Genomic DNA, 22,456 nt, shown 5'->3' on the forward strand with positions numbered 1-22,456 from the left:
AACCTGGATATCGATTTAAATTTGGCCGGCAATGAAAAAAATCTTTCTCAGATCTCGCAGAAATGCATCGGGCCGCGACACTACTCCGGCCGAACTCGACCTCTCGTTCTATCGCTGCTGGTACAGCGATCTGGCATCGCTGAGTGACGCCCGACTGGTTATGCATTGGCGCAAGGAAGGGCCGGAAGAAGGCCGTCATCCTAATCTGAATGCGCTGCTTCAGAAGGAGCACCTCGACCCCGCAGACCTGCCCGAGGACTTTTCACCGGAAACCTATGTCGCGCTCAATCCAGACGTCAAGGCCGCGTTGCCAAGCAACTATCACGCGACTTATCACTATCTGAAAACAGGCGCTGCGCACGGTCGACCATTCCGGTTCGACTGGCAATTCTATGTCGACGCCCACCCGGACCTAGCTCATTTGAAGAGCAGAGAGGAAGCGATCCAGCACTGGCTCCAGCAGGGACGTCAAGGCGGCCGATTTCCGTCACTCGACGACTTTCTCTCGTCGCTGGGCGTCACGCGCCGCGTGCTGCCCTCGCAATTGACTCTTGACGAAATTCACCGACTGAATCCGGACGAGCATTACCCGAATTTCTTTACTGCACTCAAGGAAATTGCCTCTCAGATTCCGGTACGCAAGTTGTCGATTTCTGACGATGCTGCAACCAACGCCAATTTTTACCTCCAGCTCGCCCTGCATCAAGAACGTATCGAGTCTCGCTCACGGGCGAACGAGTTGTATCAGTTGTCGCTCCATTTTGCGCCTACCGCACTTGCGCACGAGCATCTCGGCAATCTTGCCGTTAATCGTCACGAGTTGCAGCAGGCGATCGCTCACTACCGGCATGCGCTGAAGCTCGGCTCCCGCTCAGAATGGGTTCCACAGAATCTCGCCCATGCTCTGTCCAAGGTGCATCAGTTCGACAAAGCAGTTGAAGTACTGATTGCTGCGACGGCAACGCAATCCAATCTCGATCTTCTCTCCGACAAGCTCGACGACATCCTGTACAACTACTGGTATACGCAGGAGCAGGTATTCAACTGTCTTGCGATCAGCCACGAGCGCAACGCGCTTATCGAAACGTCAGAGGCTGCCACGAAGTTCGTTGCTGATGCATACGGCCGGTTTTTCACCGCCTACTCCACGCAGCGCAAACTCTCTACCCCGATTCGCAGCAACCGTGTCCTGATCATCGGGACGTTTGATCTGCCGCAATGCCTACGGTATCGGATCGAACAAAAAGTCGAACAACTGGAACTCGCCGGCTATGAGGCTACCGCTGTCAATTATCGCGATCATGACCAATGTGACGAACTCGTCAATTTCCACGACGTCGTAATTTTCTACAGGGTACCCGCCGCGATCCGAACCATCCGCACGATCGAGCGTACCAGGGCGCTCGGGAAAATCACGTTCTACGATATCGACGATCTGCTTATCGATCCGGTCAGCCCACCGCCTATCGAATCGTTCGGGGGCCAGGTGTCGCTGCAAGTCTATGCAAACCTGACCAAAGATACGGCCGTATTCCGTGCAGCCGCGACGCTTTGCGATTTCGCGATATCGTCTACCAAGCCGTTACTCGACAAGTTGTCTGAATTGGTCAGATATCGAACGGGATTTCTCCATCGCAATGCGCTGGACGACATCATATTGAAGTCGACAAAAGCGGCCGCGAACTCGTCAGGGTATATTAATATCTTCTATGGCAGCGGAACACTAGCGCACAATAGCGATTTCATCGATATCGCACTACCGGCAATCGACAAGCTGCTGCAGAACTATCCGAAGACGCGCCTCGTCACAATCGGCCATCTCAAGCTCCCTGCACTGTTCCTGAAGAAGCATGGGAATCAAGTCGTTCAGTTCCACTCCGTACTCGAACCGAAGAGCTACCTGAATTTCCTGTCATCGGTTGACATCAATCTCGCTGTTCTGCACGACGACATCATTAACGACTGCAAAAGCGAGATCAAGTGGATGGAGGCCGCGCATTTCGGCATCCCATCGATCATGAGCAAGACGAAAAACTATGTCGACACGATCAACCATGGGGTTACCGGCTTCCTGGCAACGAGCCACGAGGAGTGGTACGAGTACCTCGAGAAGCTCACGGTTGATGCGTCCCTCCGGCAACAAATCGGCGTCGCCGCGCAAACGCGCATTCGGTCAACTTACATGCCTGAAGCGCTTTCTGAAAACATCGTCAACTTCATCGATTCTGCTGTTCGCCAGCATTCAGGAATCTGATTACACGTCGCGAAGCCATGAGTAACAACAGACCGAAAATCGCCATTGTCAATGTCTTTTTCCCGCCTCAAGCAATCGGGGGAGCAACGCGCGTCGTTGCCGATCAGGCGCAACTTCTGACGGAACAGTATTCGGAGGATTTCGATCTGGTCGTGTTCACCAGCGATGCGCACAATCACAAGCCGTACACGCTGCGCCCGTACATCCACAACGGGGTGCGCGTCTATTCGACGTCGATTCTGTGGCGCGTCAACATGGACTGGCACGAAACCGATCCGAAAATTGGGGAAATCTTCGATCAGTTTTTGGAGTTCGAAAAGCCAGATCTAATTCACTTCCATTGCATCCAGCGCCTCGGCGGGGGCATTGTCGAGTCGGCACGAAACCGTGGTATTCCGTACTATGTCACAGCTCACGATGCATGGTGGATTTCCGACTATCAATTCCTGACTGATGCAAGAGGAAATGTCTATTCCGATGGGCATCCTGACCCATTCTCAAAGTATCAACTACCAGAAGGCATCACCTGGGAGGAATCGCTTCAGCGTCGCAACTACCTCAAGGCATTGCTCGCGGACGCTGAAGATGTATTGTGCGTCTCGGAAACATATACGAAACTCTACCAGAGTAACGGCATCTCCAATTGCCTGACGAATCGGAACGGGATTTCCGATTTCGTTGACTGGAAAGTAAAAGACACGTCATATAGCAAACGCGTTATCTGTGGGCACATCGGTGGCATGGCCACTCACAAGGGGTTCTTTTTGTTCCGCGACGCCGTCATGCGAAGCGGATCGAACAATATCGAGGCACTGGTCGTCGATCATTCACAACCGGAGAACTTCTTCGAGAAGACCCTCTGGGGTGACGTGCCCGTCACCATCATTGGCCGCGTCGCACAGCAACGGATCATCGATGTGTACGGGCGTATCGACGTACTGTTCGCTCCTTCGCTCTGGCCGGAAAGCTTCGGATTGGTTACCCGGGAGGCAGTTGCCTGTGGCTGTTGGGTTGTCGCATCGAATGTCGGCGCCATCGGAGAAGAAATCATCGAAGAAAACGGTTTTGTTGTAGACCCAACAGCCGATGCCATCTCGTCAACGCTGAATATCATCGATCAAAATCCTGAAAAATACAAACAACGGTCCACTTCCGGAAACATACGCTACTCGTCACAGCAAATTAGTCAGCTTGCCGAACTATTCAATCATAAATTGGCACAACAAAAATGATCGAAAATCTTTTCATGAGCGTCGGCGCGATGAAGGCATCGACATCGTGGCTTTATACACAACTCAAAGATCATCCCGACATTTATTTTCCGCCTCAGAAAGAAATACACTATTTCGCTCATGTTAGGCAACATTGCGATTTCGAATCCCGAGACAACCGGGTCCGCGCACTTGCCTCTTATCTCGATCAACAGAACGGTTATTCTGGCGATTTCGTAGAAGACCATGCCACTGAATTCAAATGGTTCGGGCGGTATGCCGCGCAGCATGAAATCGATGATCGATGGTATCAGTCGCTATACCAGGATGCCGGGAATTCCAAGTATTGTGCCGATTTCTCGAATCTGAACAGCTGTCTCGATGAAGCCGGGTGGCAACTGGTTCGAGCAAACGCGAAGAATATCCGGGCAGTTTACGTGCTCCGTGACCCGCTCGAACGAGTTTGGTCGCACTATAAGTTCGAGCTTGCTTGGAACGGACTCGCTCACGAGATCTCACATGAATATTTTCAGCGGTTCCAGGAAACACTCAATCAAGATTGGTTCTGGAAGCATGCGCGCTACGATGAGATTATCAAGAATCTCCGAGGGTTCCTAGCGGATCACGAACTTCGAGTCTTCTACTTTGAGGATTTTCGCAAAACCCCCCGAGAAGCACTGGCAAGCGTATGCGACTTCCTCGAAATCGACCATCAATTCCCAGCGATCGACAATGCAGGCGACAAGGTCAACTCGTCTCCGGAGGTTTCAATCCCTGACGAATTCCTTGTTTATCTGGCGGATCGACTTCAGCCGATCTATGACGAACTTGACAGGCTCGGGATCGGCCATACCGGCTGGCGTCGCCACGAACAACGCACGACCGCCATTGCGCGCGGAATTCGGCGTATGGCCGCATCGGACTATTACTCCGAAGATCCGTTTGTACTTCGAACGTTGATCGACAACTACGAGAGGGAGTTGAGCTCGCTCGGTACGATGCTCGGAAGCAAAGCGGAAGAGATCACGCGCCTTCGGCAGTTGTGCCTGAATTACGAAGAACGGATCCTGGAGCAGGATCGCATCCTCTCCAGCCTGAGCTCCGGCGCAACCGCGTCCAACCGGACAACATTCGAGGCAGACGCCGCGAACACTAACGCGACATCAATGGCACATGGTTCCTCATTTCATGTCGCGAACATCATGGCTAGGCGCGACCAGACATTCATGTTGTCGCCCGACGAAACGGTCGACGGCACGAAAAATACCTCCCTTATCGGCACGTCACTCGAATCCGCCATTGAATCCGTGGGAAGCGAGCGGTCGCTGCCGAGTGAACTCATTAATACTGCGTGCGCTCCAAAGCAGAATATCGCATCGGACGTTCACGGCCCAGACAATATCACATCATGATCATGTCCGACATCGATGCGTCGACATGTGCCGGGGGGGAAGGAACGCGCCCCGGCAAACGGCTCTGTGCCCGTGGGCCGATATCGATCGATCAAACCGCAACCGCATGTTGTTCGACCGATGACAACGTCCCCCGACGCCTATGCAGTAGATATGCTTCCCGTGCTTGATAGCATTGGTCTGTACGGCAAGTAACCCGTGCGCCGCAAACGGAGAAGTAACGAGCTCCAGCCAGGCAGCGTTCATCGCAGCCAAATATGCTTCATTGCTTACCGACAAAGTTAAATGCCTGCCCAATCCATTCCGTTTATTCGCCGCGCGTTCTTATTCAAGCTGGCGCCCATGCAAGACGTGGCGATAGACGACACCCGATCGAATACGTGGACATCTACCGGCACCGATCCTACGTTCGACCTAATTCCAATAGACGGTATATATCCTCGTGGATGGGTGTACATGCAATCGTCTTTGGTTCGGCGTGGCGCACAGCTTCAGGCACAACTGTATATCGACAGCGGCTCAGGGTTTTCCGAGGCAGAATGCATTGTTATTCCCACGACCCGGCCCGGAAACATCAAGCACATATTTAAACTTCCGCCGACTGTTCGCGCACTTCGTTGGGTGCCGATGCGCGGCAAGGGTGTGATCGTACAACAGTCGATCGTCATGACGGCAATCACTGAAATTGAACGCGTCGCCAGGATGGCCGAGTGGGTTGCGAGCGACATCTGGAAGTTTAGAAAAACCAATCAAGCGAAGCAGTACTCGCTAAAGGCAAGACGCATCATCCTTGACCTCCACGGCGCCTATGAGGACTGTGCGAAACTCAGGATTCATTCTGCACCGCCTTCCTATCAGACGTTCATCGAAAATTACACTGCATTGAGCAATGCAGACGAGGCCGCCATTCGATCCCATATCGAGCAATTCTCGCAGAAGCCGCGGATTTCGATTGTAATGCCGACGTTCAATCCCCCATTGGATTATCTCAAAGAGGCGATCGAATCGGTACGAAATCAGTTGTATTCGAATTGGGAGTTGTGCATTGCAGACGATTGCTCCACCGCTAGCGACGTCCGACCGTTCCTGACATCATTACCGGCACTAGATTCGCGTATCAAGGTACATTTCAGGGACGTCAACGGCCACATATCAGCCGCATCGAATAGTGCGCTTGCAATCGCTGAAGGGAGTTTCGTTGCGCTTCTCGACCAGGATGATCTGCTGCCGAAACATGCGCTCTACCATGTTGCGCTGGAGATCAATCGCTTCCCCGATGCAAACATCGTCTATTCTGACGAAGATAAGATTGACAACGCAGGCAATCGAAGCGATCCATATTTTAAGAGCGACTGGAACCCCGATCTTTTCCTTTCGCACAACATGATTTCGCATCTGGGTGTATACCGAACCTCCCTGCTTCGCGAAATCGGGGGATTTCGTGTCGGCTATGAAGGCAGCCAAGATTACGATCTGGCACTGCGATGCGTGCGCGCGAGTCGACCGGACCAGATCCGACACATTCCACACGTCCTTTATCATTGGCGCCTTCACGGCGAATCGACGGCGGCCAATCCGAATGCCAAACACTACGCCTATGACGCCGCATTGCGCGCCATACAGGACTTTCTTGTCGACAAACCAGGCACGCGGGTCGAGCATGGCCATTTCATTGGCACCTATCGCGTCATCTATCCGATTCCAGAGAGACAACCTCAGGTCAGCATTCTGATTCCGACACGTAACGGCCGGAATATTCTGAAGCAATGCATTGAGAGCGTCCTCCGTAAAACGAAGTATAAAAATTACGAGGTCATCGTCATTAACAATCAGAGCACATGCTCCGAGACAATAAATTACCTCAATCAGATTTCGAATCACGACAAGATTCGCGTCATAAACTACGACGCGCCGTTTAACTATTCTGCCATCAACAATTTCGCGGAAAAACACGCAACCGGCGAGATCATCGGTTTGCTGAATGACGACGTCGAGGTCGTCTCACCTGACTGGTTAAACGAAATGGTATCTCAAGCCCTTCGACCCGAAGTTGGCGTCGTTGGGGCAAAACTACTTTATTCCGACGGCTTCGTTCAGCATGCGGGGGTAGTCATCGGCATCGGAGGCTTTGCGGGTCACGCGCATCGCCTGTATCCCGGAACGCACTCTGGCTATGCAGGGCGCGCCGTACTGACGCAAAACTTCTCGGCGGTTACCGCCGCCTGCCTGATTGTTCGACGATCAATTTACCGGGAACTCGGCGGCCTCAACGAGCAGGATCTGACCGTCGCATTCAATGACGTCGATTTCTGCTTACGTGCAGGTGCGGCAGGATACCAAGTTACATGGACGCCTTATGCAGTCCTGTACCATCACGAATCATATTCACGCGGTAGTGACCAAGCATCGGCGGAGAGCCGTGCGAGATTCGAACGAGAAAAAAACTACATGCGGGCGCGGTGGAAAACGGATTCCGAACCGGATCGTTTCTACAACCCCAACCTGACGTTGGAAAAAGAGGATTTCACCTTGGCGCACCGGCCGCGCGGCGAACGCCCTTGGTTACCGTTCATGAAGCAATAAGTCCTTCTGCCCGCCTAACCTAACGGGCACCTCGGCGTTTAGAAATATGCAGCGTCTTTGAATGCCGAGGCCGCACGATCCTTGTCCGAAACGAGGGCGTCGTCGGTAATTGGCCATTCGATCGCTAGCATTGGATCGTCCCAACGAATTGCCCGCTCGGCGTCTGCGTGCCAGTAATCGGTCGTCTTATATAGGAATTCGGCTGCATCCGACGTCACGGCAAAGCCGTGAGCAAACCCTTCAGGTATCCACAATTGACGCTTGTTTTCCTCAGACAGAGTCACACCGACCCAATGACCGAACGTCGGCGACGAGCGCCGAATATCGACCGCGACATCAAATACCTCACCCGCGACAACGCGGACCAGCTTTCCCTGTGCGTGATGGATCTGATAATGCAACCCCCTCACGACGTTCCTTGTCGACTTCGAATGATTGTCCTGCACGAAAGTGATTGACTGACCGATTGCTTCTTCAAACGAGCGATGATTGAAACTCTCAAAGAAAAAACCACGTGCGTCGCCAAACACCTTTGGTTCAAATATCTTGACGTCTGGAATGATCGTATCGATGACGTTCATTGGACCTTGCCCTCCTTCAGAACGTTCTGCAAGTAGCGTCCGTATCCATTCTTGCTGAGTGGCTGCGCAAGTTGCTCAAGCTGCTCCCCATCTATGTAGCCGAGCCGGTATGCAATCTCTTCGACGCAGGCGATTTTCAGGCCTTGTCGATGCTCCATCGTAGCAATGAAGTGCGATGCTTCGAGCATCGAATCGTGTGTTCCGGTGTCAAGCCAAGCATAGCCGCGCCCCATCGTTTTTACATCGAGCAACCCTTCCTTTAGGTACAGCGCATTGAGATCGGTGATCTCAAGTTCGCCGCGTGGCGAGGGTTTGATCGACTTCGCGAAGTCGACGACACGTTCATCATAAAAGTACAAACCCGTCACCGCGTAATGAGATTTCGGTATCGCTGGCTTTTCCTCAATGCTGACCGCTTTTCCTGCATGGTCGAACTCCACGACCCCATACCGCTCGGGATCTTGCACGTGATAGGCGAATACGCTCGCTCCCGACGCTTTAATTGCAGCGCTTCTAAGCAAGCTTGCGAAATCGTGTCCGTAAAAGATATTGTCGCCAAGAACAAGTGCGGACGGATCACATCCGATGAACGCCTCACCGAGCAGAAACGCCTGCGCAAGGCCCTCTGGACTTGGCTGCACCTTGTATTGCAGGCGGATTCCCCACTGCGAACCGTCACCGAGCAATTGCTCGAAGCGAGGCGTATCCTGCGGTGTCGAGATAATAAGGATATCCTGAATCCCCGCGAGCATTAGCGTGCTCAACGGATAATAGATCATCGGTTTGTCATAGATCGGCAGCAACTGCTTGCTGATCGCTTGAGTTGCCGGATAAAGCCGAGTTCCGGACCCACCGGCGAGAATGATGCCTTTACGCTTCATGCTATAGTCGTTCCTGCGTCAAGGATGCAGCTGCTCAAAAACATGGGCGACGCCTTCTCGCCAATCCGGTAACACCAAGCCATATCCCGTTGCAAGCTTCGTGCAGTCGAGGCGCGAATTCGCCGGACGTTTTGCCGGCAATGGATATTCGTGACTTTTGATCGGCTGAATATCGGACGCGCGGGCCCTGAGATCAAGACCTTTTGCTTCCGCGAGCGTCAGAATATAGCGAGCATACTCGCACCAGTTCGTTTCACCGGATGCCGCGAGATGATAAGTCCCGAATGTAAAGGATTCGGGAGATGATAAATAGCGTGAGACTAACTGAGCGGTGACGTCGGCAATCAATTCAGCCGATGTCGGCGCGCCGAACTGATCGGCGACGATGCGAAGTGTGTCACGGTCCTGTGCCAACCGCAGAACCGTCTTGAGAAAATTCCCGCCGTGCGCACCGACAACCCAGCTGGTCCGCAGTATCAAATGCTTCGACATCGCACGACGGACCGCGTCTTCACCATCGCGTTTGGTAACACCGTAGACGGACTGCGGATTGGCCGGATCATCTTCACGATACGCATTCTCGCCAGTCCCGTCGAATACGTAGTCGGTCGAATAGTGCACAAATAGCGCGTTCCTGCGCGCAGCCCATTCGGAAATGACCCCTGGGGCAACGGTATTAACCGCTCTTGCGAGATCGGACTCATTCTCTGCTTTGTCCACAGCGGTATACGCCGCGGCATTGATAATCACGTTCGGTTGATGTTGCTCCAGCACCTCAATCGAGCCATTTGGATCGCTGAGATCCAAACCGCTTCGGTCCATTGCCACAACATCGCCGAGAGGCGCAATTGCTCTCTGCAATTCAAAACCGACTTGGCCGTTCGAACCGGTAATCAGAATACGCGCCATCTTTACTCCCCATACTGCCGTTCAATCCAAGTACGGTATTGTCCGCTCGTGACGTTTTCTACCCAAGACTGGTTCGATAGGTACCATTCAACGGTCTTGCGAATACCGGTATCGAAAGTCTCGGCTGGTTTCCAGCCAAGTTCCCGCTCAAGCTTGCGCGCGTCGATAGCATAGCGTCGGTCATGGCCGGGACGATCCTGAATATAAGTGATTTGCGACGCATATGATTCAGAATCTGCACGCGGTTTTAATTCGTCGAGAATGCGGCAGATAGTGCGCACCACATCGATGTTCGGTTTCTCGTTCCAGCCGCCCACGTTGTAAGTCTCTCCAACTCTTCCGTCGGCCAGAACGGTTCTAATCGCCGCACAGTGATCCTTCACATACAGCCAATCGCGAATCTGTCGACCGTCTCCATAAATTGGTAAAGATTTTCCGGCAAGTGCATTCAGGATCACGAGCGGAATTAATTTCTCGGGGAAATGGTATGGCCCATAATTATTTGAGCAATTGGTCGTGAGTGCCGGCAAACCGTAAGTATGGTGCCACGCGCGCACTAGGTGATCGGACGCCGCCTTGCTCGCCGAATATGGGCTGTTCGGCTCGTATGTATCACTCTCCGTGAACGGCGGATCATTGTCCGCGAGCGTACCAAACACCTCGTCAGTCGACACGTGCAGAAAACGAAAAGCTTGCTGCTCGGAGCCGGTAAGCTCCATCCAGTATGAACGTACCGATTCGAGCAAATTGAACGTACCAACAACATTCGTTTGAATAAATTCGCCCGGCCCTTGAATCGAGCGATCGACGTGCGATTCGGCCGCAAAATTCACGATTGCTCTCGGTCGGTGGTTCCTCAGCAAATTGGCAACCAGCGCTCGATCCCCAATATCTCCGCGCACGAAAATATGCCGCGCATCACCTTCCAATGATTTAAGCGTATTGAGATTTCCTGCGTACGTCAGCTTGTCGACATTTATCACCGGCTCGTCACTCGTTGATAGCCAATCGAGCACAAAATTGGCGCCAATAAAACCAGCCCCTCCAGTAACAAGCAGCATAAAAATCCCCAAATGATTACCGCTTTTATACGCAGCGAAACAAAGACGACGCCGCCCAGCAAGCCTGCCGCATGTAGCATAAGATGCTCACGTCTCGTTGAAACTGAGCGCAGCAGGAAAGACGCAACATCCACTGCACCCCGTCCCGTGCAGTCAGAAATCCCCTTGCGCATGTCGCAACTTCACGCTCCGGAACTATGCAGATGCGACCTCAATAGAGCCATCACTTGAATGTCTGCACACCGGTAACAACGGGGTAAGCGACAGAAAATACCAAATTAAGTACCTTCTGAATATCCGTGATGGGTGCGTTCGACACGTATAGCAGATCCTTGTTGTCCATCATGAAGCTCTGGGACACGAAGAACGAATTGGGATCATGCAAGTTGAGTCGATAAATAACGGGAACCCTGCCATCCGCCGTGATTCGAACAGGCAAGTGGGGCCATGCAAGTGCATTCGCCTTTTCCATTCTGAACACGAACACACCCTTGGCATCGGAACGGGAATCCTCCAAACCGCCCGCCCGCGCGAGAGCTTGCGCAAGCGTGATGCCTTGCGCTTCAAAGTTAATTTCCTGATTCTTGCCAGTCGCACCAAGCGCCATGAAACTGTAAGGTTGAAACAATGCAGTTACCACATCCCCCGCGCGCAGCGGAATGTTCTGTCTCGGATCGCGAATAACCGTTTGCAGCGGCAACGATACGACTTCGTTGCCACGCGTGACCTGTAGGGTGATCTTGTCAATTGGTTGCCGAACACCGCCCGCGTTTGCAAGCGCGTCCAACAGGCGTTCGCCGCGAGCGGAGAGTTGCATTCGATTGCTGCTAACGACATCCCCAACAACCGTAACGTACGACGTTGCGTTACGCGATAGCTTGACGAGCACCTGCGGATCGTGGGCGATGTTCTTCAGGCGCCCGGTAATGTCGGCTGCGAGTTGCACCGGCGTCCGTCCGATAGCCTTCACGTTACCCACGAACGGCACGTTTATCATGCCGCTTCCATCGATGGTCTGGTCCGGCAAGACTGTAACGCGGGCATTGCTCGGGCCACCTCGACTGTCACCCTGCAATGCACCGAACAGGGTCGCTGGAGGGGCTTCCCAGATCGACACTTCAATCGAGTCGCCGACGCCGAGTTGCTGACGAAACTGGGCCGTATCCCCAAGTGCTGTCGCAAAATCCGCTTGTCCGCGCTCCGCGTGGAGCTTGCGCGCGACGTCATCGGTCATATCGACGACCTGGATGCCAGCAGCCTCGGCTGGATTGTTCGAGGAGTCAGCGACTTGATTAATACGTGCAGTGCTCGGTCCGGATGTCGGAACAACGGAACACCCGGTAAGCACGCCGACTATCAAGGTGGGCAGTACAGCACGACTGAGCAAATGCGGCATGTGATGCGGTCGATAAATATGGGCTGGCGCGAATTGTCGCACAATGCAACATGCCATAGAATAAGCGGTTGGAAAATTGTTGCATCCCAACTCGCAACCTTAACGGGGTACAAAGCCCCCTCCGGAACAACATCCATCGCCTCCCGGCACACTCTTATTTCAACCGAGTGACAAACATTCTCCTCGACGTCACCCGCCTGACCACGCGCCATTACGACGGACTCATCCCGACCGGAGTTGACCGGGTTGGACTCGCGTATATCAAGCGATACGGAAATTGCGCACGGGCGGTTTTCAGTGAGCGGGGTTTCTCAACCGTCCTGACGGAAAGCAATTCACAACGTATCTTCAATCTGTTGCTGTCACCTCGGCGGGAGAAAAACGAGGTGCGTTCGATCGTTGCGCGGGCGCTGCTGAATCGGTTCAACACAAATCGATTTGAACGGGCAATTTTGTTGCATACAAGCCACAACGGGATGGAGTTTCCGCGATACTACCGGACCATGCGCGCGCTAAACGCTCGTCCCGTTTTTATGGTCCACGATCTGATTCCGTTGACGCATGCGGAATATTGCCGCCCTGGCGTCGACGCGACTCACCGTCTGCGTATTCGCACGGCATTGAAGCACGCGAGCGGTCTAATCGCGAATTCGCATGCGACACTCGACGAGCTAGCCATCGAGGCTCGGCGCGCTGGACTTTCGCTGCCACCGAGCGTCGTTGCACATCTCGCACCTGCAGTCTCGCATTACGCGCCAGCGCCGCCCCCCCTCGACGCGCCCTACTTCGTAATGCTCGGTACCATCGAACCGCGCAAGAATCATTGGTTCGTCCTGCATCTCTGGCGCCGCCTTGCGGAACGCTTGGGAACAGCAGCGCCGCGACTCGTGATCATCGGCCGTCGCGGCTGGGAATGCGAAAACGTGGTCGATATGCTTGAACGCTGCGCAGAGCTTCGCGGTCTAGTGCACGAAGAGTCGAATTGCTCCGACAAGCGGCTTCATGCACTGCTCCAACACGCGCGGGCGCTCCTCTTCCCGTCGTTCGTCGAGGGCTATGGCCTGCCGCTTGTCGAGGCTCTGATGCTGCGCGTGCCCGTCATTGCGAGCAATCTCGCAATCTTCCATGAGATCGCTGCCGACATTCCGGACTACCTCGACCCGCTTGACGGCACCGACTGGATTAACCGAATCCTCGCATACGTGCCGGCCAACAGCGCCGAACGCTCAGCTCAAATGGCCCGAGTTGCTCATTTCCGTGGACCAACATGGTCCGAACACTTCGAGCGAGTCGACGCGTTTCTCGACTCGCTCGCTTGACGCGACGACGAATCTCAGGAGCAGCCACGTTGCGCATCGAGAACGTACTGATCCGCCAGCGACGGCCCGCCTGCTCACCCACGCACCGAATCAGTGCATCGGCGAGTACGACAGTATGGCCCGGGCCGCTCGCTGCACGGCCATCCCCTTCCGCAGCGAGGCTTTCGTGGTTCCAGGTATCCGTCGAGAGAGCGCCGCAGAACGCGCTGATAGACTCACTCGACGCAATTCTCCGCTCAGAACCACGGCTCGGCGCATCAAGACGAAACGCAACACTGATGTCTCGCGTACTTGAGAGCGATGCGCTGCACCTGCGTAGCCGAATCGATCCACTGCCGGATGCGCTGCGCCTCAACAACGGAAGCAAACATGTTGTCGTCATGGACGAGCGCATCCGTTCAGAGATCGACGTGGGCGCGTCCGCTCGTGACCGTTGTCGTCAATTCTCCGCGCTGCTTCGGCATCTCGAGGAATTTCAATCCGACGCACAAGTCTGGCTCTTGCGTAGCAACGATCCCGGTAGAGGCCCTTGGTTGTCGGAACGAGCACGTTTGCCTCGTAACGTGCACTCCGTCTCCAGCTCGAGTTCGCTGCGCGATATCCTGCGACAAGCCGACCAAATCTATACAGTTGCCGCCTCGGAAGGCATGGCGGCATTGCTCGCCGGGGTGCCGACCTATGTGTTCGGCGCACCCTACTATGCTGGCTGGGGACTCACGAACGATGCGCTGCCACTGCCCGGCCGTCACGCGCGCCCCACACTCGCCGCTTTGTTTGAAGCCGTCTTTTCGCGTTCGGCGCGCTACCTGAACCTTGAGACATACACGGTTGGCACACTCGACGCAGTTCTCGATGCTGTCGACCTACAGCACGCAGTTGCGCACCGTTTTGCCGATCTGCGACGCGTTGCTGGCATCCACTTTCAATGGTGGAAACGCCCTTTTGCAACGCCCTATCTGAATGCCGGCGGAGGGCGCCTACGCTGGAGTGCCCAACCGACCACGCTCGGTACCGACGAACATGCGGTCTTATGGGGCGCACGCGACGCGACAGCGCTACCTGCCACTACGCCGCGGGTGAGGATGGAGGACGGCTTCATCCATTCCAGTGGACTAGGCTCCGACATGTCCGCGCCACGCAGTCAGGTCATCGATCGGCGCGGAATCTATTTCGATGCCAGTACGCCAAGCGATCTGTCGACACTGCTCAACACGATAAACTTCCTCCCGGCGGAGTTAGCACGCGCTGCCGCACTACGAGGTCAAATCGTTGCGGCCGGCATCACTAAATACAACCTCGGGCGCAAAGCGCCTACCTGGTTGGCACCCGACAATCAAAAAGTCGTGCTTGTCGTTGGTCAAGTCGCCGATGACGCATCTATCCGGCTCGGCACGCGCGGCATCGACAATCTTGACGCACTGCTGCGCCGCGTACGCTGGCGTCGCCCCGAAGCATTCATCGTGTACAAGCCCCACCCGGATGTGCTGTCCGGAAACCGGAACGGCCTCACCCATGCCGCCCAGTTGGCAAACATCGTTGACTCCCAGTCAGACATGATCTCACTCATCGAGGCGGCCGATGAGGTGCATACGCTATCGTCTCTTGCCGGATTCGATGCGTTGCTGCGGGGCAAGACCGTCTGTACCTACGGGCTACCGTTCTATGCCGGCTGGGGCCTGACCGACGACGATCTCTCCCCCCTACCTTGGCGGGAGCGGACTTTGTCGCTCGATATGCTGGTGGCAGGCGCTCTGCTGCACTACCCGCTTTACTGGGACTGGAAACTCCGGCTCTTCACAACTCCCGAAGCCGTCGTCAGCCAGTTGGCGGAGGCTGCTGCGCGTCCGCTGAGAAACGTCGCACAGGATCGCTGGCGCCCCTACTTGAAGGCATTCCGCTGGACTCGCAATATCGTGCGCCATCTTTCGTGGCAGTATCGACGAGTCATGACTCGTGACCACTCTATCTAGCGTCGCTTACACAGCAGCTAAAGGCGACCAAATTGGCGTTTCGTAGCGCCATGCTTTGCGAGAATGGCTCACCTCGACAACCGATGCCCTGCAGAGGTGTTCCACATGAGCCTCCATCCGACCATTCTGTGCAGCGGCAACGGCAGCCGGCTGTGGCCAATAATCCGCAGCAATACCTGAAGCTGGCGGGCGAGCAAACACTATCCCGCAAAAAGTTCAGCGGGCGAATGAAATACCGGGGATCGCACCCCCCATCATTATCGCGAATCACGCGCATCGATTCATGGTTGCCGAACAACTTCAGCACACCGGAATCAAGCCGCGAGCAATCGTGCTGGAACCGCTCGGCCGCAACACAGCACCGGCCATTGCTGTTGCCGCACATATTGCGTTACGCGATGATCCGGATGCCTTGCTTCTTGTGCTTCCGTCCGACGACGTCGTGCAGAACGTGCCGGCATTCATGTCTTTGACATTTCTTTAGCATCTCACCGCACCCGCTCGATTGCCGTACTGCCGTCGCACAGGTATAACTGCGCAGCCAGGCGCACGTTACGCCCCGATTATCTACCCGGAGAACGCATGATCGATCTCGCCACAGCCCAGCAATTCCTGATGACCCGCGGTCTCGACTTCGGCCTCAACCTCCTCGCCGCGATCGTATTGTGGTTCGTCGGCCGCTGGGCGATCCGCATCGGTACCCGCCTGCTCGGCAAGGTCGTGCGCCGCAGCGGCAAGGTCGACCCGACACTGACCGACTACCTGACCTCCGTCGTCGGCGTGCTGCTGACGATCCTGCTGATCCTCGCGATCCTGCAGATCTTCGGCGTGCAGACGACCTCGTTCGCTGCCCTGCTCGCCGGCCTCGGCCTCGCGATCGGCACCGCCTGGGGCGGCCTGCTCGCGCATTTCGCCGCAGGCGTGTTCATGCAGGTGCTGCGTCCGTTCAAGATCGGCGACGTGATCAGCGCAGGCGGCGTCACGGGTACGGTGAAGGAGCTCGGCCTGTTCGGCACGACGATCGTCACCGCCGACAACATCGTGACGATCGTCGGCAACAACAAGATCTTCTCGGACAACATCGCGAACTACAGTGCCACGCCGCACCGCCGCGTCGACCTGACCGCGAAGATCGCAAACAGCGTCGATGCGGTCGACGCGATCAACCGCCTGAAGACGTCGATCCAGCAGATCCCGAACGTGCTGACCACCCCGGCGCCGGACGTCGGCGTGCTGCAGTTCACGCCGGAAGGCCCGCTGCTGTTCGTGCGCCCGTCCACGGCACCCGAGAACTACTGGCAGGTGTATTGCGACACCAACCGCGTGATCATCGAGACGTTCCGCGACGCGCAATACCCGACGCCCGAAACCCCGATCTCGCATCGCAACGCGTAACGGCGGCACCGGACGAAAAAAAGCGTGGCAGCCGCCACGCTTTTTTTACTGCACCGAGACGAGGACGAAACGCTCCTGCTCAGCGCCCACCCGCCTTCGGCGCGTTATCCGACCGCCGTCCCCGCACCAGCTTCCACACCGCGCCAAGCGCGACCGGCACGACCGCCGCGCCGATCCCGACCAGCACGATCACGTTCAGGTACTGGCGAATGAACGGGATGTTGCCGAAGAAATAGCCGAGCAGCACGAGCAGCAGCACCCACACCAGCGCACCGATCACGTTGAAGAGCTGGAAACGCGCGGCGCTCATCGACGACGCACCCGCGACGAACGGCGCGAACGTCCGCACGACCGGAATGAAGCGTGCGAGCACGATCGTCTTGCCGCCGTGCTTGTCGTAGAACGAGTGGGTCTTCTGCAGCGCGGCGCGATCGAGGAAGCGCTCGAGCACCGGGATATGCGTATTGAACACCTTCGGGCCGATCCAGCGGCCGATCATGTAGTTCACCGTGTTGCCGGAAATCGCCGCGACGAGCAGCAGCACGATCAGCAGGCCGACATTCATCTCGCCGGTCGCCGCGAACGCACCGCCGATGAACAGCAGCGAATCGCCCGGCAGGAACGGGAACACGACGAGCCCCGTCTCGCAGAACACGATCAGGAACAGCACGAGATAGACCCATGCGCCGTACTGCCGGATGAAATCGCCGAGGAAGGCGTCGATATGCAGGACAAGATTGACGAAATGAAGCAGCGTATCCAAATGCGATTCCTCGAAGGCGATAGGGCCGGAACGGCCAGAAAGGCGGAAGCGCCCGCCGGTCAAGGCGGTGCGTGTAACGAACCCATGATACCGAAACTACCTTAAGGCTCCGTGAAAAAACGTAACCGGCGGTCGCCCCGGCACGCATTCGCCGCCTCGCTATAATTCGGCCATGTCCGATATCACCGAAACGGCCGCGGGCGCCGCGCCCGCCCCTGCTCCGCGCCCGCTGCGCGCGATCCAGCCCCTGCCCGACCAGCTGATCAGCCAGATCGCCGCCGGCGAGGTCGTCGAACGCCCGGCGTCGGTCGTCAAGGAGCTGCTCGAGAACGCGATGGACGCCGGCGCCACGACGCTGCGCATCGTGCTGGAAGAAGGCGGCGTCAAGCGCATCTCGATCACCGACGACGGCTGCGGAATTCCGCCGGACGAACTGGCGCTCGCGCTGATGCGCCATGCCACCAGCAAGATCCGCTCGCTCGAGGAGCTCGAGGCGGTGGCCACGCTCGGGTTCCGCGGCGAAGCGCTCGCGTCGATCGCGTCGGTCGCCGAGATGTCGATCACGAGCCGGACGGCCGATGCCGCGCATGCGATGAAGATCGACGCGCAGACGGGCGTGCTGTCGCCCGCCGCCGGCTCGACGGGCACGACGATCGAGGTGCGCGAGCTGTACTTCAACACGCCCGCGCGGCGCAAGTTCCTGAAGAGCGAGCAGACCGAGTTCGGCCACTGCCTGGAAATGATCCGCCGCGCGGCGCTCGCGCGGCCGGACGTCGCGATCTCGGTGCTGCACAACGGCAAGGCGGTCGAGCACTGGAATGCGACGGAGCCCGCGCAGCGCGTCGCGAAGATCCTCGGCGACAGCTTCGCGACCGCGCACCTGCCGCTCGACGAGCAGGCCGGCCCGCTCGCGGTCTACGGCTGCGCCGGCCTGCCGACCGCAAGCCGCGGGCGCGCCGACCAGCAATACTTCTTCGTCAACGGGCGCTTCGTGCGCGACAAGCTGCTGACGCACGCGGTACGCGCGGCCTACGAGGACGTGCTGCACGGCGACCGCTACCCGTCGTACGTGCTGTTCCTCGACCTGCCGCCCGAAGCCGTCGACGTGAACGTGCACCCGTCGAAGATCGAGGTGCGCTTCCGCGATTCGCGCTCGATCCACCAGTACGTGTTCCACGCGGTCCAGCGCGCGCTCGCGCGTCACGCGGGCGCATCGCCGGAAACCACGGCGGGCGGCCATGCCGCCCATATCGAACCGGCGCCGCGCGGGCCCGCTTCGTTCCTGGCTACGCCGCTCGGCCAGAGCCAGCCGGGCAACGCCACCGGCGGCAGCGGCTTCTCGCCGTCGTCGTCCTCATCGTCATCGTCAGGCAACACCTGGATGCGCCAGGCGCGGATGACCCAGGGCACGCTGCCCGTCGCGCAGCCGCTCGCACTCTATGACGCGCTGTTCGGCCGCAAGGACACGGGCGCAGGCACGCCGGACGGCACGACGACCATCGCCCGCGATTCGGCCGACACGCCGATCGCGCCGCTGCCGGGGTTCTCTGCTTCGCCGATCGCTGCCACCGCGCATGACGAGCAGCCGCTCGGCTTCGCGCTGGGCCAGATCCACGGCATTTACGTGCTCGCGCAGAACGCGCACGGCCTCGTGATCGTCGACATGCACGCGGCCCACGAGCGGATCCTGTACGAACAGTTCAAGAACGCGCTTGCCGACCGCTCGGTCGCCGTGCAGGCGCTGCTGCTGCCGATCTCGATGACGGCCACGCCGGTCGAGATCGGCACGGTCGAGGAAGAACGCGACACGCTCGAATCGCTCGGCTTCGACCTGGCGGTGCTGTCGCCGACGACGCTCGCGATCCGCGCGGTACCGGCGCTGCTGAAGGATGCCGACCTGCAGTCGCTCGCGCGCGCGGTGCTCGCCGATCTGCACGCGTTCGGCGGCTCGCGCGTGCTCACCGAGCGTCAGCACGAACTGCTCGGCACGCTCGCGTGCCACCACGCGGTGCGCGCGAACCGGCGCCTGACGCTCGACGAGATGAACGCACTGCTGCGGCAGATGGAAGCGACCGAACGCGCGGACCAGTGCAATCACGGCCGGCCGACGTGGTATCAGCTCACGCTGAACGATCTCGACCGCCTGTTCATGCGCGGGCAATGAGCGTGTCCAGCGTGTCCCCGCAGTCCCGTCCGACGACGATCGCCTGCCTGCTCGGCCCCACCGCTTCGGGCAAGACGGCCGCGGCGCTGGCGCTCGCCGCGCGCCGCCCGATCGAGATCGTCAGCGTCGATTCGGCGCTCGTCTACCGCGACATGGATATCGGTACCGCGAAGCCGTCGCGTGACGAGCGCGCGAGCGTGCCGCATCACCTGATCGACATCATCGATCCGGCCGACGCGTATTCGGCCGCAAGTTTCCGCGTGGACACGCTGCGCCTGATCGGCGAGATCACCGCGCGCGGCCGCACGCCGCTGCTCGCGGGCGGCACGATGCTGTACTACAAGGCGCTGACGCAGGGGCTCAACGACCTGCCGGGCGCCGATCCGGACGTGCGCGCGACACTCGATGCCGAAGCCGCACGCGATGGCTGGCCCGCGCTGCACGCGCGGCTCGCGCAGGTCGATCCCGACACGGCCGCGCGGCTCGCACCGAACGATTCGCAGCGGATCCAGCGTGCGCTCGAAGTGTTCATGCTGAGCGGGCAGCCGATGTCGGCGCTCCTCGCCGCGCCGCGGCGCACCGACGATGCGGCCGCCGCTTACCGCTTCGTGCCGGTCGCGCTCGAACCGTCGGATCGCGCGGTATTGCACCAACGGATCGCGCAGCGCTTCGACGCAATGCTGGACGCGGGCTTCATCGACGAAGTCGAGCGGCTGCGCCGTCGCGAGGACCTCCATCCCGACCTGCCGTCGATGCGCTGCGTCGGCTACCGGCAGGCGTGGGAATTCCTCGACGGCGACACCGACTACCGGACGATGCGCGACAAGGGGATCTTCGCGACGCGCCAGCTCTGCAAGCGCCAGATCACCTGGCTGCGCGCGATGCCGGAGCGGATCGTCGTCGACTGCATCGCGCCGGACTCCACAGCCCGCGCACTCGACGCGCTCGAACGCGTGCTCGACGGCAGCACGCCGGGCTAACCGCGTCAGCCGCGCCCGCGCGCGGCCAGGCGCGCGCGGGCGCCATCGACGATCAACGCGACGCCGCGCTCGAACGCTTCGTCGCCGCCGCGCTCACGCAGCGCGGCCCAGCCCTTCGCGAGCAGCGGATACTCGGCCGCGTCCGGCAGCGGCGCATCGGCCTCGCCGCCCGGTTCCGCCTGCTCCTCCAGCACCCATCCGACCACGAAGCGGCCAAGCGCATACATCACGTCGACAGCCTCGTCCGGTGCGAAACCCGCGTCGCCGAGCAGCGCGACCTTGCGTTCGATCGAGCTGAAATGCAGCGCGCGCGGCCGCGTACCGGCATGCAGGCGCGCGCCGTCGCGATAGGCCAGCAGCGCACGACGGAAACTGCGTGCGTTGTCGAGAAGCCACGCATCCCACGCGTCGCCCGCTCGCGGCAGCGACGCACCGTGACGCTCGAGCATGATCGCCTCCGCCATCGCATCGAGCAGTTCGGCCTTGTTCCGGAAGTGCCAGTAAAGCGTTGGCGACTGCACGCCGAGCCGCTCGGCGAGCCGCCGTGTCGACAGCCCGTCGATGCCGACTTCGTCGAGCAGTTCGAGCGCCGCGCGCAGTACCGTGTCGCGCGTCAGCCGCGCCCCTGTGTCCTTCATCTCTATCACCGATAGGGAAAGCTGTGGAATAATCGCCACTCTATCACCGATAGAGTTACGCTCTTGAATCCGTCCCTGATTGCCATCCTGGCCACGGTCCTGCTCGACGCGATCGGCGTCGGGATCGTGATGCCGATCCTGCCCGGGTTGCTGCGCTCGCTGGCCGACGCAGGCAGCACCGACACCCACTACGGGGTACTGCTCGCGCTGTACGCGTTCGCGCAGTTCCTGTGCGCACCGCTGCTCGGCGCACTGAGCGACCGCTTCGGCCGCCGGCCCGTGCTGCTCGTGTCGCTCGCGGGCGCCGCGCTCGACTACCTGTTGATGGCGCTCGCGCCGACACTCGCCTGGCTTTACGTCGGCCGGCTGATCGCGGGCATCACCGGTGCGAACGTCGCGGTCGCGACTGCGTACGTCACCGATGTCACCGCCGAACCCGACCGCGCACGACGCTTCGGCCAGCTCGGCGCGATGATGGGCGTCGGCTTCATCGCCGGCCCGTTGATCGGCGGCCTGCTCGGCGCGCTGCATGTGCGCGCGCCGTTCGTCGCGGCCGCGGTGCTCAACGCGCTCAATCTCGTGCTCGTCTGGCGCACGCTGCCGGAATCGCGGCCGCGTTCGGCCCGCGAAGGCCATGCAGCCGGCGCGCTCAACCCGTTCGCCAGCCTGCGCCGGCTGACCGGCGCGCCGGCGCTCGTGCCGCTGCTCGGTATTTACGTGGTCGTGGCGCTGGTGTCGCAGGCGCCCGCGACGCTGTGGATCCTGTACGGCCAGGAGCATTTCGGCTGGTCGACGCCGGTCGCCGGGCTGTCGCTGGCGGGCTACGGCGCGTGCCACGCACTCGCGCAGGCATTCGCGATCGGGCCGCTGATTGCGCGGCTCGGCGAGCGCCGCGCGCTCGCGCTGGGCCTCGCGGGCGACGCGCTCGGGCTCGCGGCG

At 58.6% G+C, this 22,456-nt stretch carries 18 protein-coding genes; 11 read left to right on the forward strand and 7 right to left on the reverse strand.

Annotated elements, in window-relative coordinates:
* Window positions 1–31 precede the first annotated feature (31 nt).
* The 4 genes from G3N64_RS16090 (at window position 32) to G3N64_RS16105 (ending at window position 7,460) form a co-directional block, all read left to right on the forward strand.
* The gene (locus G3N64_RS16090) at window positions 32–2,254 is read left to right on the forward strand and encodes a glycosyltransferase (RefSeq protein ID WP_205784817.1); all 2,223 of its coding nucleotides are present in this window, start codon (window positions 32–34) and stop codon (window positions 2,252–2,254) included.
* A 17-nt stretch (window positions 2,255–2,271) separates the two neighbouring features.
* Window positions 2,272–3,486 carry a glycosyltransferase family 4 protein gene (locus G3N64_RS16095; protein WP_205784818.1) on the forward strand — a complete coding sequence of 405 codons (1,215 nt, stop codon included), beginning with the start codon at window positions 2,272–2,274 and terminating at the stop codon, window positions 3,484–3,486.
* The gene (locus G3N64_RS16100) at window positions 3,483–4,877 is read left to right on the forward strand and encodes a sulfotransferase (protein ID WP_205784819.1); all 1,395 of its coding nucleotides are present in this window, start codon (window positions 3,483–3,485) and stop codon (window positions 4,875–4,877) included. Before G3N64_RS16095 ends, G3N64_RS16100 begins: the two co-directional genes overlap by 4 nt.
* Window positions 4,878–5,162: 285 nt before the next feature.
* The gene (locus G3N64_RS16105; RefSeq protein WP_241021009.1) at window positions 5,163–7,460 is read left to right on the forward strand and encodes a glycosyltransferase family 2 protein; all 2,298 of its coding nucleotides are present in this window, start codon (window positions 5,163–5,165) and stop codon (window positions 7,458–7,460) included.
* Window positions 7,461–7,498: 38 nt separating this feature from the next.
* Here the strand turns inward: G3N64_RS16105 and rfbC are convergent, their stop codons facing one another.
* The 5 genes from rfbC to G3N64_RS16130 all read right to left on the reverse strand — a co-directional run bounded on the left by rfbC (window position 7,499) and on the right by G3N64_RS16130 (window position 12,288).
* The gene (gene rfbC, locus G3N64_RS16110) at window positions 7,499–8,041 is read right to left on the reverse strand and encodes a dTDP-4-dehydrorhamnose 3,5-epimerase (RefSeq protein ID WP_205784820.1); all 543 of its coding nucleotides are present in this window, start codon (window positions 8,039–8,041) and stop codon (window positions 7,499–7,501) included.
* The gene (gene rfbA / locus G3N64_RS16115; RefSeq protein WP_205784821.1) at window positions 8,038–8,922 is read right to left on the reverse strand and encodes a glucose-1-phosphate thymidylyltransferase RfbA; all 885 of its coding nucleotides are present in this window, start codon (window positions 8,920–8,922) and stop codon (window positions 8,038–8,040) included. Before rfbA ends, rfbC begins: the two co-directional genes overlap by 4 nt.
* A gap of 18 nt (window positions 8,923–8,940) precedes the next feature.
* Entirely contained in the window at window positions 8,941–9,831 is an 891-nt protein-coding gene (gene rfbD, locus G3N64_RS16120) for a dTDP-4-dehydrorhamnose reductase (protein ID WP_205784822.1), read from the reverse strand.
* Window positions 9,832–9,833: 2 nt separating this feature from the next.
* Window positions 9,834–10,892 carry a dTDP-glucose 4,6-dehydratase gene (rfbB, locus tag G3N64_RS16125; RefSeq protein WP_205784823.1) on the reverse strand — a complete coding sequence of 353 codons (1,059 nt, stop codon included), beginning with the start codon at window positions 10,890–10,892 and terminating at the stop codon, window positions 9,834–9,836.
* Between the two features lie 223 nt (window positions 10,893–11,115).
* Window positions 11,116–12,288: a polysaccharide biosynthesis/export family protein gene (locus G3N64_RS16130; RefSeq protein ID WP_205784824.1), complete on the reverse strand. Its 1,173-nt coding sequence runs from the start codon at window positions 12,286–12,288 to the stop codon at window positions 11,116–11,118.
* Window positions 12,289–12,455: 167 nt separating this feature from the next.
* Between G3N64_RS16130 and G3N64_RS16135 the strand changes: the two genes are divergently transcribed.
* The 4 genes from G3N64_RS16135 (at window position 12,456) to G3N64_RS16150 (ending at window position 16,972) form a co-directional block, all read left to right on the forward strand.
* On the forward strand, window positions 12,456–13,607 hold the full coding sequence (locus G3N64_RS16135) for a glycosyltransferase family 1 protein (RefSeq protein ID WP_205784825.1): 1,152 nt from the start codon (window positions 12,456–12,458) through the stop codon (window positions 13,605–13,607).
* 29 nt (window positions 13,608–13,636) lie between these two features.
* Window positions 13,637–15,577: a capsular biosynthesis protein gene (locus G3N64_RS16140; protein ID WP_241021010.1), complete on the forward strand. Its 1,941-nt coding sequence runs from the start codon at window positions 13,637–13,639 to the stop codon at window positions 15,575–15,577.
* 283 nt (window positions 15,578–15,860) lie between these two features.
* Complete coding sequence (locus G3N64_RS39750) at window positions 15,861–16,061, forward strand: sugar phosphate nucleotidyltransferase (protein WP_241021011.1); 201 nt, start codon at window positions 15,861–15,863, stop codon at window positions 16,059–16,061.
* A gap of 98 nt (window positions 16,062–16,159) precedes the next feature.
* Window positions 16,160–16,972 carry a mechanosensitive ion channel family protein gene (locus G3N64_RS16150; protein ID WP_205784827.1) on the forward strand — a complete coding sequence of 271 codons (813 nt, stop codon included), beginning with the start codon at window positions 16,160–16,162 and terminating at the stop codon, window positions 16,970–16,972.
* Between the two features lie 79 nt (window positions 16,973–17,051).
* Here G3N64_RS16150 and G3N64_RS16155 read toward each other — a convergent pair whose 3' ends face one another.
* Window positions 17,052–17,735, reverse strand: coding sequence for a DedA family protein (locus G3N64_RS16155; protein WP_205784828.1), 684 nt, complete (start codon window positions 17,733–17,735; stop codon window positions 17,052–17,054).
* 172 nt (window positions 17,736–17,907) lie between these two features.
* On the opposite strand from G3N64_RS16155, the gene mutL reads away from it, so the two are divergent.
* Both mutL and miaA read left to right on the forward strand, forming a co-directional pair.
* Window positions 17,908–19,899: a DNA mismatch repair endonuclease MutL gene (gene mutL, locus G3N64_RS16160; RefSeq protein WP_205784829.1), complete on the forward strand. Its 1,992-nt coding sequence runs from the start codon at window positions 17,908–17,910 to the stop codon at window positions 19,897–19,899.
* The gene (miaA, locus tag G3N64_RS16165) at window positions 19,896–20,879 is read left to right on the forward strand and encodes a tRNA (adenosine(37)-N6)-dimethylallyltransferase MiaA (protein ID WP_205784830.1); all 984 of its coding nucleotides are present in this window, start codon (window positions 19,896–19,898) and stop codon (window positions 20,877–20,879) included. The genes mutL and miaA overlap by 4 nt, the downstream gene beginning before the upstream one ends.
* A 5-nt stretch (window positions 20,880–20,884) precedes the next feature.
* On the opposite strand, the gene tetR is transcribed toward miaA, so the two are convergent.
* Complete coding sequence (gene tetR / locus G3N64_RS16170; RefSeq protein ID WP_205784831.1) at window positions 20,885–21,517, reverse strand: tetracycline resistance transcriptional repressor TetR; 633 nt, start codon at window positions 21,515–21,517, stop codon at window positions 20,885–20,887.
* Between the two features lie 63 nt (window positions 21,518–21,580).
* On the opposite strand from tetR, the gene G3N64_RS16175 reads away from it, so the two are divergent.
* The coding region (locus G3N64_RS16175) for an MFS transporter (protein WP_205784832.1) at window positions 21,581–22,456 on the forward strand (876 nt) is incomplete at its 3' end.

It is taken from the genome of Burkholderia sp. Ac-20344 (assembly GCF_017104975.1).
GTDB lineage: Bacteria > Pseudomonadota > Gammaproteobacteria > Burkholderiales > Burkholderiaceae > Burkholderia.

Excerpts from the sequence above, each read along its gene's own strand:
- rfbA (WP_205784821.1), bottom strand. The coding sequence starts at position 8,922 with ATGAAGCGTAAAGGCATCATTCTCGCCGGTGGGTCCGGAACTCGGCTT.
- G3N64_RS39750 (WP_241021011.1), top strand. The coding sequence starts at position 15,861 with ATGGTTGCCGAACAACTTCAGCACACCGGAATCAAGCCGCGAGCAATC.
- G3N64_RS16090 (WP_205784817.1), top strand. The coding sequence starts at position 32 with ATGAAAAAAATCTTTCTCAGATCTCGCAGAAATGCATCGGGCCGCGAC.
- rfbB (WP_205784823.1), bottom strand. The coding sequence starts at position 10,892 with ATGCTGCTTGTTACTGGAGGGGCTGGTTTTATTGGCGCCAATTTTGTG.
- tetR (WP_205784831.1), bottom strand. The coding sequence starts at position 21,517 with ATGAAGGACACAGGGGCGCGGCTGACGCGCGACACGGTACTGCGCGCG.
- miaA (WP_205784830.1), top strand. The coding sequence starts at position 19,896 with ATGAGCGTGTCCAGCGTGTCCCCGCAGTCCCGTCCGACGACGATCGCC.
- G3N64_RS16130 (WP_205784824.1), bottom strand. The coding sequence starts at position 12,288 with ATGCCGCATTTGCTCAGTCGTGCTGTACTGCCCACCTTGATAGTCGGC.
- G3N64_RS16105 (WP_241021009.1), top strand. The coding sequence starts at position 5,163 with ATGCCTGCCCAATCCATTCCGTTTATTCGCCGCGCGTTCTTATTCAAG.
- rfbD (WP_205784822.1), bottom strand. The coding sequence starts at position 9,831 with ATGGCGCGTATTCTGATTACCGGTTCGAACGGCCAAGTCGGTTTTGAA.
- G3N64_RS16095 (WP_205784818.1), top strand. The coding sequence starts at position 2,272 with ATGAGTAACAACAGACCGAAAATCGCCATTGTCAATGTCTTTTTCCCG.
- mutL (WP_205784829.1), top strand. The coding sequence starts at position 17,908 with ATGTCCGATATCACCGAAACGGCCGCGGGCGCCGCGCCCGCCCCTGCT.
- G3N64_RS16100 (WP_205784819.1), top strand. The coding sequence starts at position 3,483 with ATGATCGAAAATCTTTTCATGAGCGTCGGCGCGATGAAGGCATCGACA.
- G3N64_RS16150 (WP_205784827.1), top strand. The coding sequence starts at position 16,160 with ATGATCGATCTCGCCACAGCCCAGCAATTCCTGATGACCCGCGGTCTC.
- rfbC (WP_205784820.1), bottom strand. The coding sequence starts at position 8,041 with ATGAACGTCATCGATACGATCATTCCAGACGTCAAGATATTTGAACCA.